This is a genomic window from Photobacterium kishitanii (assembly GCF_000613045.3).
GTDB classification, from domain to species: domain Bacteria; phylum Pseudomonadota; class Gammaproteobacteria; order Enterobacterales; family Vibrionaceae; genus Photobacterium; species Photobacterium kishitanii.
Genome location: NZ_LN794353.1, coordinates 574,613 through 589,258, shown reverse-complemented (window position 1 = coordinate 589,258; position 14,646 = coordinate 574,613). Strand labels below are relative to the sequence as shown.

The 14,646-nt window shown below is 38.3% G+C and carries 11 protein-coding genes; 6 read left to right on the top strand and 5 right to left on the bottom strand.

Translation table 11 applies throughout. From position 1 onward, the window contains the following. Window positions 1-181: 181 nt before the first annotated feature. Window positions 182-1,519, top strand: coding sequence for an N-succinylarginine dihydrolase (astB, locus tag PPBDW_RS17940; RefSeq protein ID WP_036791085.1), 1,338 nt, complete (start codon window positions 182-184; stop codon window positions 1,517-1,519). Window positions 1,520-1,570: 51 nt separating this feature from the next. Here the strand turns inward: astB and PPBDW_RS17935 are convergent, their stop codons facing one another. Continuing rightward, window positions 1,571-2,053, bottom strand: a complete 483-nt coding sequence (locus PPBDW_RS17935; protein WP_036791083.1) for a YidB family protein — start codon at window positions 2,051-2,053, stop codon at window positions 1,571-1,573. A 391-nt stretch (window positions 2,054-2,444) separates the two neighbouring features. Between PPBDW_RS17935 and PPBDW_RS17930 the strand changes: the two genes are divergently transcribed. From PPBDW_RS17930 to PPBDW_RS17920, 3 genes are all read left to right on the top strand, one after another. Beyond that, the gene (locus PPBDW_RS17930; protein WP_036791082.1) at window positions 2,445-2,966 is read left to right on the top strand and encodes a DUF2058 domain-containing protein; all 522 of its coding nucleotides are present in this window, start codon (window positions 2,445-2,447) and stop codon (window positions 2,964-2,966) included. A 329-nt stretch (window positions 2,967-3,295) separates the two neighbouring features. Next, on the top strand, window positions 3,296-4,999 hold the full coding sequence (locus PPBDW_RS17925; protein WP_036791080.1) for a phospho-sugar mutase: 1,704 nt from the start codon (window positions 3,296-3,298) through the stop codon (window positions 4,997-4,999). Between the two features lie 95 nt (window positions 5,000-5,094). Next, window positions 5,095-5,271: an ATPase gene (locus tag PPBDW_RS17920; RefSeq protein WP_036791078.1), complete on the top strand. Its 177-nt coding sequence runs from the start codon at window positions 5,095-5,097 to the stop codon at window positions 5,269-5,271. A gap of 144 nt (window positions 5,272-5,415) precedes the next feature. On the opposite strand, the gene brnQ (PPBDW_RS17915) is transcribed toward PPBDW_RS17920, so the two are convergent. The 3 genes from brnQ (PPBDW_RS17915) to yjjG all read right to left on the bottom strand — a co-directional run bounded on the left by brnQ (PPBDW_RS17915) (window position 5,416) and on the right by yjjG (window position 9,731). Then, window positions 5,416-6,750: a branched-chain amino acid transport system II carrier protein gene (gene brnQ / locus PPBDW_RS17915; protein WP_036791076.1), complete on the bottom strand. Its 1,335-nt coding sequence runs from the start codon at window positions 6,748-6,750 to the stop codon at window positions 5,416-5,418. A 596-nt stretch (window positions 6,751-7,346) separates the two neighbouring features. Then, a complete protein-coding gene (gene brnQ / locus PPBDW_RS17910; protein ID WP_036792889.1) occupies window positions 7,347-8,633 on the bottom strand; it encodes a branched-chain amino acid transport system II carrier protein in 1,287 nt (428 codons plus the stop codon). A gap of 423 nt (window positions 8,634-9,056) precedes the next feature. Continuing rightward, a complete protein-coding gene (gene yjjG / locus PPBDW_RS17905; RefSeq protein ID WP_036791074.1) occupies window positions 9,057-9,731 on the bottom strand; it encodes a pyrimidine 5'-nucleotidase in 675 nt (224 codons plus the stop codon). Between the two features lie 244 nt (window positions 9,732-9,975). Between yjjG and PPBDW_RS17900 the strand changes: the two genes are divergently transcribed. Together PPBDW_RS17900 and PPBDW_RS17895 are read left to right on the top strand one after the other, a co-directional pair. Then, window positions 9,976-10,224, top strand: coding sequence for a GlsB/YeaQ/YmgE family stress response membrane protein (locus PPBDW_RS17900; RefSeq protein WP_036791071.1), 249 nt, complete (start codon window positions 9,976-9,978; stop codon window positions 10,222-10,224). A gap of 412 nt (window positions 10,225-10,636) precedes the next feature. After that, a complete protein-coding gene (locus PPBDW_RS17895; RefSeq protein ID WP_036791068.1) occupies window positions 10,637-12,982 on the top strand; it encodes a glycosyl hydrolase family 18 protein in 2,346 nt (781 codons plus the stop codon). A gap of 71 nt (window positions 12,983-13,053) precedes the next feature. Here the strand turns inward: PPBDW_RS17895 and dcuC are convergent, their stop codons facing one another. After that, window positions 13,054-14,406 carry a C4-dicarboxylate transporter DcuC gene (gene dcuC / locus PPBDW_RS17890; RefSeq protein WP_036791065.1) on the bottom strand — a complete coding sequence of 451 codons (1,353 nt, stop codon included), beginning with the start codon at window positions 14,404-14,406 and terminating at the stop codon, window positions 13,054-13,056. Window positions 14,407-14,646 lie beyond the last annotated feature (240 nt).

The window sequence follows — 14,646 nt, the reverse complement described above, 5'->3', positions numbered from 1 at the left end:
GCAATAATTAAATGGCGTTTTTTAACGATTTTTTATAGAAAAGCTGAGTTAGTCACGGAAACAATGCTAAATATTACTTATAGGTATCATAAACTATTAGATCTTAACCTATGCTGAAATACTATAAATAGTAGGAGACTATAATAGTAAAGAGATACGACTTATATCATGGAGGAAGTGGATGATTGCATATGAAGCTAATTTTGATGGGTTAGTCGGACCCACTCATAATTATAGTGGTTTATCTACAGGTAATATTGCCTCGCTTACATATAGTCAGCAAGTATCAAATCCTAAAAGAGCAGCACTACAAGGCCTCGATAAAATGAAAGCATTGGCTAATTTAGGACTTATACAAGGCGTTATTGCACCTCAAATGCGGCCAGATATACAGGTGTTACGGCGACTCGGTTTTTATGGTAGTGATCGTTGTGTATTACAGCAAGCAGCACAGCAAGCACCTAAGTTATTAACAAGCTGCTGCTCAGCATCCAGTATGTGGGCCGCTAACGCTGCAACAGTCTCACCTTCGGCAGATACAGATGATCGTCGTATACATTTTACCCCTGCTAATTTAGTTAACCATTTTCATCGTTCTATTGAGAACCAAACAACGGCTCGAATTTTAGCTGCTATATTTAACGACGAGAATCATTTTTGTCATCATCAACCACTACCTTCATCAGAACAATTAGGTGACGAAGGCGCAGCTAATCACATGCGTTTTTGTGAGCATCATGGTGAGCAAGGTGTCGAGATGTTTGTGTTTGGACGTTATGGGTTTGATCATCATCAGCAAGCACCTACACGGTATCCTGCACGTCAAACATATGAAGCAAGTGCTGCTATTGCACGGTTACATCAGTTAGACCCACAACAAGTGGTGATGGCGCAACAAAATCCGTTATTAATAGATCAAGGTGTGTTTCATAATGATGTAATTGCAGTTGCTAATCAGCAAGTATTGTTTTGTCATCAATATGCTTTTTTAAATCAAGCTGATGTTTATCTGCAGCTACAGCAGAAAATGGGAATGGATTTTTCTATTATAGAAGTACCTGACAATGTTGTAAGTGTTGATGATGCTGTCAGTAGTTATTTATTTAATTCGCAATTAGTGACTTTACCAAATGGTGATGTCAGTTTGATCTTACCGCAAGAGTGCCAACGTAACCCACGCATATGGCAGTATGTACAACAATTATTACAAGCGCGAGTTGGTATTAACCGAATTGATTTATTTAACTTAAGTCAGAGTATGTGTAATGGTGGTGGACCAGCATGCTTACGTTTAAGAGTCGTATTAACCGAGCAAGAGCAGCGAGCGGTTAACCCTGCAGTATTATTAACAGATACATTATTTAAACGCTTACGAGAATGGGTTGATTTACATTATCGAGATCGATTAGTGGAAGCTGATTTAGCTGATCCGTCATTATTATTGCAGTCTTATACTGCATTAGACGAATTAACCTATATTTTAAAATTGGGGTCAGTCTATGATTTTCAGCAAGTATAATCCGCAGAGTCGTGAGTAAACATTAACTGCGGATTATAAATACTAACATTGTTACTTTTTACCAAAAATGGTTGAAGCAAGGCTCTTAAGGTTATTGATATCCATTAAATCATCAATGCTATGAATTTCACCAACAGGCTGAATTAATAAGTTATGATCAATATCACCCCCAGGGCTTGCCTGATCAATCATGGTTGGTAATGCATCTTGTAGACCTAAAATGACATCTTGTTCTGACATTTTGAGTTCAGAAGCAAATGTGGCAAGTTTCTCGGTACTAAAAATAGTGGCAATATTTGTCGCTGAAATCTTAGCATTAACTTCGTTACCTAGCCAAGAGTTGGCAATATTAGATAAATCTGCTTGATTGAGCGCTTTAATAACAGTCTGGAGGTTTACGTGTTGAGCTTGATCATCACCGTCTAATAAATGAGAGAGTGCTGAAAAAATACTATTTTCATCAACAGCTTGGGTATTTGCACGTGATTGATTAAAAAACTGTGCACCAAGACGAACTATTTCTACCATATCCATGACTAAGACTCCTTGCTTGATAAGCTCATTATGCGGCTACTAAAAATCGTGATACTGATGTCACGCACAAAACTTAATAAGCTCATGTTATATTCCCTGTTGAGTCTATTACTGATGGCTATTAATAAGTATGTTGTTAATAATAATACAAAAAACAGATTAAATTATCAGCATTTTCTGACATTTTAATGCTAAAAATGTATTTTAGATGCATTTGCAGCATGGTTGCTTATGAGGTTGTATTGTTGTTTGGTCTTGGTGTTTGTGTAACTAATGACTACATCTATGTGTAGCAATGCTTGACCTGTTTTAGACCAAACAGGGATAATAGTCGTCATAAATCTATAAGTGTAATAATCACTCATCGTCACGAATAATTGATGGAGTTTCAATGGCAAAGCTAAGCCTACAAGAGCAAATGCTAAAAGCTGGTCTTATTGATAAGAAAAAGCTAAAAAAAGCGGGTAAGACAACTAAGAAATCGCGAACTCAAGCTAAAGAAGCAAAAGCTGCTGTTGAGGAGAACCGAATCTCTCAGCTTGAGAAAGACAAACAGCTTAATCGTCAGCGAGATGAAGATGCGCAACAAAAAGCATTTCTAGCGCAAGTAAAACAGTTGATTGAAATGAATCGCTTAGATCGTAATAGCGGGGATATTGGTTATAACTTTACTGATGGTACCACGGTTAAGAAGATCTATGTTGATAAGCTAATGCAAGCACAATTAGTGAATGGTCGTCTTGCTATTGCACGTTACCTTGATGGTTACGAGGTTATTCCTGCGTCTGTAGCGGATAAAATTGCTCTGCGTGATCAAGAGTCAATTGTGCTTAATAATGTGGTTGATGAAAGTATTATTGATGATGATGATCCATATGCAGATTTTGTTATTCCTGACGATCTAATGTGGTAAATAGCGCTAAATGGAAAAAGCCTCATTAGAGGCTTTTTTTATACCTAAAATATTTGGCGAAGGGATGTTTTTGGTATTACTGTTTTAAAAGAGTTCACGAAAAGCATCAATGTGTATTGATATAGGTAATCGTTTGCGAATCAAATGTTGGTTAAAGGCAGTTGTAATTCAATGAAATAGGGCATATTTTAATGAGAGTATTTATCATTTGCATTGCTGATCCGATGGTAATGATAAATAAATGTACGATGGTAGTGTCTGCGGTCTCATAAATGACCCAGTCATTATTATTGAGTTGTGATGATGATAAACGTACTAGGATAACAACAATGAATAATGAAATTACGCGTTGGCTACAACGTGACCCTGACCCTAAATCACGTCAAGAATTACAACAATTAGTTGCCGATAATGCGACTGCTGAATTAGCCGATCGTTTTAATGGACGCTTAGAGTTTGGGACTGCAGGCTTACGTGGTGTGGTTGGTGCAGGACCTAATCGTATGAATCGGTTAGTTATTCAAGAAACAGCAACAGGACTTGGCCAGTATCTATTACGTACAGATAGTGCCGCTGCCCATAAAGGTGTTGTTATTGGTTATGATGGCCGCCCAGATTCGCGTCAATTTGCTCATGATACAGCGGCAGCATTAGCAGCCCAAGGTATTAAGGTTTATCTCACCACCAAAGTTGCGGCAACACCGATTGTGGCTTTTGGTGTTAAGCATTTACATACTGCAGCCGCAGTTGTTGTGACTGCGAGTCATAATCCACCGGCTTATAATGGTTTTAAGGTGTATTGGAATAATGGTGCGCAGATCATTCCACCTCATGACGCAGGTATTGCTGCTGAAATTGATAAAGCTACCCAATCTGAATTACACCTTATGGATTTAGCTGAAGCAGAAGCCAAAGGTTTATTAGTATGGCTTGATGATGCTTATTATCAAGATTATCGTAAGGCAATAAATACGAACCCATTATTGAATAATCATCATAACCCGCAAGATATTAGTATTGCCTATACAGCAATGCATGGTGTTGGTGCTGATATGGCTGAAACATTATTAGCTGATGCAGGGTTTGAACATGTTTACAGTGTTGCAGCTCAACGTGAACCAGACGGTGCTTTTCCAACGGTTAAGTTTCCAAACCCTGAAGAGCAAGGGGCAATGGACCTCGTTATCGCTGAGGCGAAACTGCATGGGGCAACTTTAGCGTGTGCTAATGATCCTGATGCTGACCGTTTTGCAGTTGCTGTTTGCTGTGCTGATGGTGAGTATCAGATGTTAACTGGTGATCAAGTTGGTACATTATTTGGTTATTACTTGCTTAACCAGGCGCAAGCTTCAACTAGCTTAGTCGGTAATACCATTGTTTCATCAACATTACTTGGTAAAATCGCTACAGCCCTTGGCGCACAATATTATCAAACATTAACGGGTTTTAAATGGCTCACTAATGTTGCAATGGAACGTCAAACGGCTGATCATCAGTTCTTATTTGCTTATGAAGAAGCTTTAGGCTACACCATTGGCAATACCGTATGGGATAAAGATGGATTATCTGCGTTAGTAGCATTTGCACAACTAACTGCTGAACTATCTGCTAAAGGTCAAACTGTTTGGGATCAACTTGAAGCGATTTATCGTGAATATGGTTTATATATTAATGCCCAACGTAGCATTGCGCTTGATCCAACCGCTGCGCCAATCGGTGATTCACTACGTGCAACGCCACCACAGGCGATTGCAGGGTTGGCTATTCATAGCACTGAGGATTTTAAAACCTCATTGCGCACTTTTGCTGATGGATCGGTTGAAGCAATTGATTTACCAATTAGCGATGTACTAATTTATCATCTTGAAGGTGGTGCGCGCGTTGTTGTTCGTCCGTCAGGTACTGAGCCTAAATTGAAATGTTATTATGAAGTTGTTGAGCCAATGAGCCAAGAAGAGACATTTGAACATGCTCAACTACGCGCTCAGGAAACAATGGATCGATTAATTGTTCAGCATCAAGCTTCATTGTAATTGAGCTTACCGTGGTATGGTAAAGCTGAACTCTAGACAATTTTCAGTGTATAATCACGAAAGTTAGAATTTATTTAGATAACCAAGGGTTTACCATGCACGATCTTAATTTATCGTTACCTGATGATTATGAAAAAGAGCCAGAATTACCGATTCCATCGATTGATGACCAAAAGAAAATTGTGGCAGAGCTTAAGCGTTTAGAAGAAGCAGGTGAGTTAACGCCTGAAATTTTGCACGCATTCATGACAGGTGAACGTTTACCTGAATAAGGTAATGTTGATCATTGTGTAATAAAAAGCCTCTTACTGTTCTTCATTTATTATTGAAGCAGTAAGAGGCTTTTTTTATAGCTAATTAATGATGGGATACAGTCTGGTATTGATAACCCCAATTATCGTTACACAGAGATATTATTAATTTTTAGCCGTTGAATCTAAACGGTAATCCACAACATTGAACTTACGCGCTACGATGGGTAAGCGAGCCATGATAGTCGTCACAAATAAGATCAATAGAGTTGGTAGTAACCAACTAGCATGTGCTTGATATAGTGGTAATGTGTCATTAAAAAACTGGTTAAGATCTGCGGGCATTTTACCGAGAATACTTATTGCATCAACAGTACCGAATACCATGGCAGTGACTAATACTGAGGAATGAGTCAGTGTTGAAACATGAATGGTAGAAGCTGTTAAAGAAGCAAACACGAGTGCAATAGCAACTGGGCATAAGACTAAGATAGCAGGTAAACTCACCTTAAGAATATCATCGAGACCAAAGTTAGCAATCATACCTGTTAACACAACAATAATTGTTGCTGTTAAACCAAATGAAGCTTTGAATGTTTGTTGGTAATATTCAGCGCAGGCATTGGTTAAACCTACGGTAGTCGTTAAGCAAGCCATGATAATAATTGCAGCCAGTAGCCATTGGCCATAGACTCCAAACTCACCAGCAACATAACGTGTAAGGATTACACTGCCGTTCATTCCGTGAGTAGCAATTGAGGTTGAAGTTGCACCAACATACCCCATCGCAATATAACAGCTTCCCATTAATACAAAATAGATCATTGCGACTTTAAACGAGATGCTAGCGATTCCTTTTTGCGATACCACTCCTTTAGCTTTAATTGCTTGAATGATAACCCAACCAAAACCGACTGCTGCGATAGCATCCATCGTCATATAACCTTGGATTAAGCCACTGGTAACTGCACTGTGCTGATAATCACCATAAGGAGCTGCTGGTGCACCAAGTGGTGAAAAGAAAGCGGCGAGGCCTAAACCTGCTAATAATAAAATCAGAGCTGGTGTCATGATTTTACCAATGTAATTAACGAGGTTGCCGGGCTTAAATGCCAAAATTAATGTTAGGGCAGAGAATACAATAGAGAAAGCAATGAGATGATCAGCTTTGAAAAAAGGTTTTAATCCCATTTCATAAGCAACAGTAACTGCACGAGGCATACCAAATGCTGGGCCAATTGCTGTAAATAATAGAATCCAGAATGTAGTTGCTAACCATTTTGGCAGTGCTTTAGTGAGGTTTTTAGTGCTACCAATACGACCTAGTACAATAATAGTAAAGGCGGGTAGACCAACTGCGGTGACTAAGAAGCCGCTCATTGCTGATGTTAATGATGTACCTGCATCCAAACCCATAGCAGGAGGAAAGATCAAGTTACCAGCACCTAGAAACAGTGCGAAGGTCATAAGACCGATAGCGAGTAAGTCTTGTGTTTTCAAATGTTGTACCTGCATTGTGTGAATGTCGAACAGTAACTAATGACTTAATGTTATAAGTATTATAGTGCTGCTACTTCGTTAATAATGGTTCCGCAGGTTTGCTGAAAGAAGATATGAAGAGTTGAAGCTATCTCCCATCAGCAACGGCTGACGGAAGCTTGCCCGCCAGCCTAGCGAATAATCACTAGAATCAAAGCGGAAATAATTCGAGATGTTTTTTTTATCGTCATAGAAGCAACTTCAACCCAAGCGTTTGTCGCTGTGGTTGATGCTAAGTGTTTTTGTTCTCTATGTTTCAACGCTGTTGAATGCATAACTTAACAACTTCTATTAATGAATGAGTGAATTACACTTTAAAAATATAAAGAAAAGTTAGTGTTGTAAATAACTTTTTTCAAATTTTTTTTAATAGTTGTAAAAAAAATCTAATTTAAGTGTTTAATATTAACAAGTTAGTAAATTGTGATGTGTTTATTTTGAGTAATGGTAATAATTTCGATTGATTATGTTGTGAGTTGGTGTTTTTTTTGATGAAAACTGTTAATTATAAGGGCTAGATATTATCTAGCCCTACAATGATGGTTACTTATATTAAACTAGTTTACAGCGACACTATCGTGATTTTTATGACTACGAGTACATAATTTACTGATTAAAATAGTGATGGTGACAGGTGCTAGCCAAGATGCGTGAGAAGCAAATAAAGGCAGCCAATACTGAGCAAAGTCGGTTATTGGCGTTGGCAATTTACCTAAAATATTTAACGCATCAATAGTACCAAATAGTGTTGCAACTATGACTACTATTGTCTGACTTACCGAAATACACCGTTGCTCTGACGTTGAGTGATTACGAATGAAAAAGGTTGAAATAATTAATGATATTGAAATTGGGCATAAAATTAAAATAGCGGGTAGGCTTACTTTAATAATTGTTTCTAAACCAACGTTAGAAATAATTGCGGTTAATACCATAATCACGGTAGCACTGAGTTTAAATTTTACACCGTAAGTGTTTTTATAATATTCACCATTAGCATTGGTTAAGCCTACTGTGGTGGTTAAACAAGCCATTAATGTGATGGCTGCTAACAACAGTTGCCCTAGCGTGCCAAATTCACCCGCAGCATAGCGAGTAAGGATTTCACCACCATTGGTTGCTTGTGGTGCAATATCTGAAGATGTCGCACCTAAATATCCCATAGCAAGGTAGCAAAGTGACATTAGAACCGCGTAAATGAGTGCAATGCGAAGGGTGTAGTAAGAAATTGCTTTATTACATTTCACGCCAGTATTACGGATAGTTTGAATAATAACCCAGCCAAAAGCGACGGCTGCAATCGCATCTAATGTCATGTAGCCCTGAATAAGCCCATTAACCGTTGGTGCTTTTTGGTAGGTTTCAATTGCTGCTGTTGGAGAGCCTAAAGGATTAATAATCGCAGAAATTGCAAGTAATGCTAACATTGCAATCAGTGCTGGCGTCATTACTTTGCCAATATAATCAACTAGTTTCCCTGGTTTAAGCGCTAGTACTAATGTTAATGCACAGAAAACGGCAGAGAAGACCATTAAGCCATTACCAGAATAAAACGGTTTAATACCCATTTCATAGGCAACCGTAACAGCCCGAGGTAAAACGAAAGCAGGGCCGAGTGTGGTTAACACTAAAAACCAAAATGAACGATCCATCCATTTTGGTAATGCCGCAGTTAATTTGTCCGCAGAAGATAACCGTCCTAGAACAACAAGCGTCAACGCAGGTAAGCCAACAGCGGTTAGCAAAAATCCTGCGATAGCAATTAACCAGTTTTCACCAGCTTGTTGTGCCATAAGAGGGGGGAATATTAGGTTTCCAGCACCGAGAAATAATGCAAAGGTCATAAAACCAATGGCTGCAAGTTCTTTTGTTTTCAAATGACATACCTTATTCAGAGCGAACAATGTGAGTCAGTATGCTGGAGAGGTAATAAGAAATGAAACTCATATCCGCCAGCGTTACTGACGAATAAATTAACCGTCAGCGTCAGAAAGTGACGACGACGACAGATTTTAGCGTACAAGCAATCGGTCTGGTTGCTGTAGCAGCTGTAGCAATAGCATCCTGATTGTTGTTAATGTTCTGAGACATAGCCTATACGCTCTAAGAAAAATGAGGTTTAAACTTAATCGGAATTAAGAGGATTGTAAAGCATGATGAACAAGTATTTGACGTTTTTTTAGTATTGACTGGCTAGATGCCATATAAACAACTGAATTATAGTCGTTATATAATGACATCTAGTTTTTAATACAAAAAATCGATTTTTAAGTCAGTAAAATGGTTTGTAATTCAGCTAATGACGCTATGGTATAAGTTGGAGTAATCCCTTTTGGCAGTGGTTTCTGATCACTGTTAAGCCAGCAAGTATCCATGCCTGCATTAATACCGCCTAAAATATCAGAATGTGGGTTATCTCCGACCATTAAAACCTGTTGGCGCTGAGTGATATTCATTTGTTGGCATGCATAATCAAAAATCTTAACGTCAGGCTTAGCGATCCCCACTTGTTCTGAAATAATGAGTACATCAAAAAAGTCGGCAAAACCAGTACGCTCTAAACGTATTTCCTGTAATGCAGTGAAGCCATTAGTAATAATGCCTAACTTTGCATGTTGGCTTAATGCTTCGAGCATCGATTTAGCGCCTGCTAATGGTGTACAAATATCAGCCATTGCTTTTAAAAAATCAGTATTCAGTTGCTCTGTTGATAGCGACAGCGCTGCAGCCCATGTTTCAAAGCGAATATTTTGTAATTCGGTCGCAGAAATTATACCGTTCTGATAATCAACCCATAATGGTTTATTAATCGCTTCATATTGCTCAAAATCACTATTAGAAAAAACGATATTATGCCGAGAAAACATCAATTGAAGCCCGCGAAATGCATCAAAGTGAAACAAGGTTTCGTCAGCATCAAATAAAATCCATTGGTATTTCATTAAGCGTCATTCTCTATTTCAGTGAGTGTAAATGCTATTACATTAACCCTTGTAAAGCGGACTGTATTTTACTTGAAGTAAGGAAGTACGCGCTAGTAGTTCACAACGAATAAGTGTGATCAATAACGCTATTTATATAATTATGATATTTTTATTGAACTCAATAGTGTGATATATGTCTACTTATACCATAATCACATCATCTCTCTTGAGAGTGAAAAAATTAGCCAATTGAGGAAAGAAAATGGGCATTTTATCTTGGATTATTTTAGGTTTAATCGCTGGTGCATTAGCAAAATGGTTAATGCCAGGTAAAGATGGTGGCGGTTGGATTGTGACAATGGCACTAGGTATTGGTGGTGCTTTTGTCGGAGGGTTTGTAGGTAAATTTATTGGTTTAGGTCATGCAACTGGCGTAAATATTGGCAGTATTATCACTGCAACGTTAGGTGCTTTTATTCTACTGTTTATTTATAATCGATTTATTCGTTAATAATCATAATATTACAATAGCAATTAAATAATAATCGAGTTGTATTTTACAACTCGTTTTTTTATGCTTTTATTTTCTAATAGAACAAATATCTGTCTAGAAAAAATTACCTCAGCTTTATAATGATATTTTTATCTAAATATTATCTCCTTTTTTTGTCGTTATCGATAGCAAAATGATGTTTTATTGTTCGTATTGTTGCTGACAAAGTATGAACTCAGTTCCATTTGTTGTGTTTTTGTTGATCATTGTAATCAAAATGATAATTTTTTTTTCGCTAAACCAAAAAAGATCTATAACAATGATACAAGATTCTTAATGGCGTAAAAACATTACTAATCGTTATAAAAATCAGCTGAATTCATAAAAGCTGATATAGCAATTAGCTATCAATCATAACGTGGAGCACAAAATGAAAAAGGGAATTAATAAAACGAAAGTGGCAGGTATTATTGCTGGATTTTTATTGGCGGGTTCAGCAGCTCAAGTACAAGCAGCACCAGCACATAATAAGAATGTGATTGGTTATCTAACTCAATGGGAAGCATGGAAAGGTACTAGTGCAGGTTTTTCTGTAAAAGGCGAAGCGACTCATTTAAATGTTGATATGGATATTTACTCTATTCTTAATTTCTCGTTTTTTGGAGTAGCAAAAGACGGCACATTGCACAGTGGTGATTTACGTAATAAAGATATTAATAAGCCTGATAGCGTACAAGAGCCTGGGCCATTATTACACCCAGATGTATATTCTAGCTGGGATTTCCATATTTTGTGGGGTGAGTTGGAATATATTCATCAATACCCAGTTAATGAACCTTGGGATGCGGAAAATTTAGCCAAGGTAACAGCACAAGGTTTTGTGAAAAGTGGCAAAGGTTGGCGTCATGAACCAACAGGCATTGAAGGTAATATGCCTATTCCACTGAAAAAAGAAGGAGGTGCTCTTGGCTTGATTGATCTTGCCAATCAGAAAGGTGTTAAGGTTATGGCATCGCTAGGTGGTTGGAGCATGTCTAAACATTTTCCTGAAATGGCTGCTGACCCGGTTAAAAAAGAACGTTTCCTTAATGATTTAGATAAGTTAATGGCATTAGGTTTCCACGGTATTGATATTGATTGGGAATATCCAGGGTTTGGTGGAATGAATTTTGCGGGTGATCCTGCCGATTTCGCGAACTTTGAACAATTAATGGAAGATATTCGCAAACGTATTGGCCCTGATAAATTACTGACAGCGGCATTCTCTGCATCAACGGCAAAACTCGAAGGGTTTAATTGGCCTCGTCTCGTTAAATCAATGGACTACTTTAATATGATGACTTACGACCTTAATGGTGGTTGGTCGAATGTTACTGCACATAACGCACCGTTATACCCCTACCCAGAAGAAGAATATGCCGGATTAGATTTAGATACCTTGCGTATTTGGATGGCAGAAAAGGGCATTCCATCGGAGAAAATTAACTTCGGTGCTGCTTTTTATGGTCGAGGTGTGCAGACCACAGAAGCTGAAGCTTATTTAGGTGCACCAACTGATAAACGTATGTATACCATGTCTGTTGATGGTCCATTGTTAACTGCTGTCGATGTTGATAACTGGAAAGAGTTTGAAGGCTCACCAAATTACAATTATATCGTTAAAACGCCAGGTTGGGAGCATAAGTGGGATGCGAGTGCAGAAGTACCTTATGCTGTTAAAGGTAAATACTTCTTAAGTTATGACGATGTTCCTTCGATGAAGAAGAAAGCGCAGTACATTGTTGATCACGATTTAGGTGGGGTTATTGTTTGGCAAGTACACGGCGATATTAAGTGTGAAGGTACCTTTATCAACCACGGTACTAAGTTAAAAGAATGTACTAAGTTAAGTTCTCCCCTAGCAGAAGCAATTGATGATGTGTTTAGCGCTGATATTACTCCGAACGCTGCGCCAGAATTGACAGTACCAGCCGCTCAAGCTGCACAGTCTGGCGAGACTATTAGTTTTAGTGTTTCTGCAATAGATGCTGATGGCGACAGTTTAAGCTTTAGTTCTCCAGAGGCACAAATTACAGATAATGGTAATGGTACTGCAACAGTGACGTATACCGCACCAAACACAGCGACTGATATGGTGACATCTGTAACGATTAAAGTGACTGATGGCCGTAAAAGTGTGACTAAATCTGTGGTGGTGAATGTTAAAGGTTCAGGCGTTGTTGAAAATACGGCGCCAGTATTAACAGCACCAGCAACAGTTGCTGTTGAAAGTGGTCAAGATGTGGTTATCTCTGTTGCCGCAACTGATGCTGAGGGCGATAACTTAACTTATTCTTCATCAATAGGACAGGTTGTTGCAACGGCTAGCGGTGCTGATATCACCGTGACAGCACCAATAACGACTGAAGATGTAACGCTAACTGTTGTGGTTACTGTGACAGATGGCCAAGCGTCAGTACAGCAAACGGTTGTTGTGAATGTGACAGGACAAGCCGCTGGTGGTGATACATGGAGCCCAACAACAGAATATAGTGGTGGTGATAGTGTTCTTTATAATGGTATCACTTATGTAGCTCAGTGGTGGACCAAAGGTGAAACACCAGGAACAGCAGCTGTATGGGTAGAAGAAACAACAGGTGAGATTGGTAATTGGTCTGCAAATAAAGCGTATGTTGCCGGTAACGAAGTTATCTTTGAAGGTAATAACTACCGTGCTAAATGGTGGACTAAAGGTAATCAACCCGGTGATGTGAATGGTCCATGGGAACGTATTTAAATTATGATTAATAATTAAACAATAAAAACCGCATCTTATTTGATGCGGTTTTTTTGAGTGTAGTTGATTCGTTATAAACCTAAGATAAGTGACATTGTGGTTGATACTATTAATGCACCGATCATTGGAATGGCTGTGCGTTTTACTAATTCAAATGGAGACACATCAGCGACACCAGCAACAGCAACGATTGCACCGGTAATTGGTGACATTGAGCGAGCAATACCGGAGGCTAATTGCATTGGCATCAGCATAACAACCGCATTAATACCTACCTTATCAGCAATATCTGGCACCATTGCTGCAAATGAGAAGAACGGCGCATTGCCTGAACCCATTAAAATTGCAGCAAAGGTAATGATAATAACCATTAAAATGATCATTAATGCCGGTGATACTGAGGCGTTAATAGCAAAGTTGATTACGGTATCAAGTAAGCCAATTACTTTCATACCATGAGCAAATACCTGACCTGCAATAACCAGTGTTACTACACGTGCAAATTGCTTACCCATACTATCGAAATAAACCAAAATGTCTTTAAAGATCGGTTTTGCGCCATGACGAATCCCTTCACAAACCATTGCTACAGCAATTGAAATAAACATTGCGGTTACAACATCTATTTTTACGGTTGCGATAGCCATTGGACTAAAGATCATGATCAATGCCAGCGGTATAATCGGCAGTAAAGCGTACCACGCTGGTGGTGCAACTTGGATTTCTTCTGTTTGAAGTTCAACGTTGTCATTAGTTGTTGTGCGACGATCGAACCATTGCTGGACAAAAAAGTGCAGTGTAGCGATTGTTACCATAGTCGCAATCGCAACGGGTAATTGATAACTAATAAAATATTCTGTGACAGGAATATCAGCAGTACGAGCGGCTAAATTGACGTTACCAGACGCTGGTCCTAAATCTAAACAAGCTGCTGTTGCAATAACTGCTACAGCAGACATTTTACTGACCCCAAGACGCACTAAAATAGGGTAAAGCGTTACCATCAACAATAATCCAAGACCTGATGCGCTTGGAATAAAGATATTGAGTATTTGCCCCATGATGTAACCAAGTGCCATAACTAAATAAGGCGCTTTAAAATAACCTAATGGTTTAATTGCAATATTAACCAGTGCTCGTGAGGCACCAATATGATCCATATATTTAGCAAAACCACCAACAGCCATAATAATAAGACCAAGTGTACCGACAGTTTTTGCGGTGGTGTTTTTTAGAAATGTAAAGATATCAAGCCACTGATTACCGCTTGAAATATTTTCTGGAAGCGGTGTGCCAGTACTAAATATAATAGCCGCGGCCATCATTATAATACCGCCAAGCAGTAATGTTGTTTGCGGGTTGTATTTTTTATAAATTAATAAGCCTACAAGGAATATAATTACAAGGCTAAAAATAGTAACCATTATCTATCTCCATATTGAAAAGCGTCCGTTATCTAGCGCTGGATAATAAGAGATAGAAAATGTTTTCACGATAAAAAAATGCAGTCATTGAGAGTAAATAAATGTAATTATGATATCGCTCAAATAAAGCCTTTTATCGATATCGGAATAAATCCAATCTATATACGTAATTTATTATTAATAAGTACATATAATTAACATTTTTATTTCAAATGATATTTTTAAAAATGAATAAATGAG

Coding starts and splice junctions, on each gene's coding strand:
- astB (WP_036791085.1), top strand. CDS start 182: ATGATTGCATATGAAGCTAATTTTGATGGGTTAGTCGGACCCACTCAT.
- PPBDW_RS17935 (WP_036791083.1), bottom strand. CDS start 2,053: ATGGATATGGTAGAAATAGTTCGTCTTGGTGCACAGTTTTTTAATCAA.
- PPBDW_RS17930 (WP_036791082.1), top strand. CDS start 2,445: ATGGCAAAGCTAAGCCTACAAGAGCAAATGCTAAAAGCTGGTCTTATT.
- PPBDW_RS17925 (WP_036791080.1), top strand. CDS start 3,296: ATGAATAATGAAATTACGCGTTGGCTACAACGTGACCCTGACCCTAAA.
- PPBDW_RS17920 (WP_036791078.1), top strand. CDS start 5,095: ATGCACGATCTTAATTTATCGTTACCTGATGATTATGAAAAAGAGCCA.
- brnQ (WP_036792889.1), bottom strand. CDS start 8,633: ATGACCTTTGCATTATTTCTCGGTGCTGGAAACCTAATATTCCCCCCT.
- yjjG (WP_036791074.1), bottom strand. CDS start 9,731: ATGAAATACCAATGGATTTTATTTGATGCTGACGAAACCTTGTTTCAC.
- PPBDW_RS17900 (WP_036791071.1), top strand. CDS start 9,976: ATGGGCATTTTATCTTGGATTATTTTAGGTTTAATCGCTGGTGCATTA.
- PPBDW_RS17895 (WP_036791068.1), top strand. CDS start 10,637: ATGAAAAAGGGAATTAATAAAACGAAAGTGGCAGGTATTATTGCTGGA.
- dcuC (WP_036791065.1), bottom strand. CDS start 14,406: ATGGTTACTATTTTTAGCCTTGTAATTATATTCCTTGTAGGCTTATTA.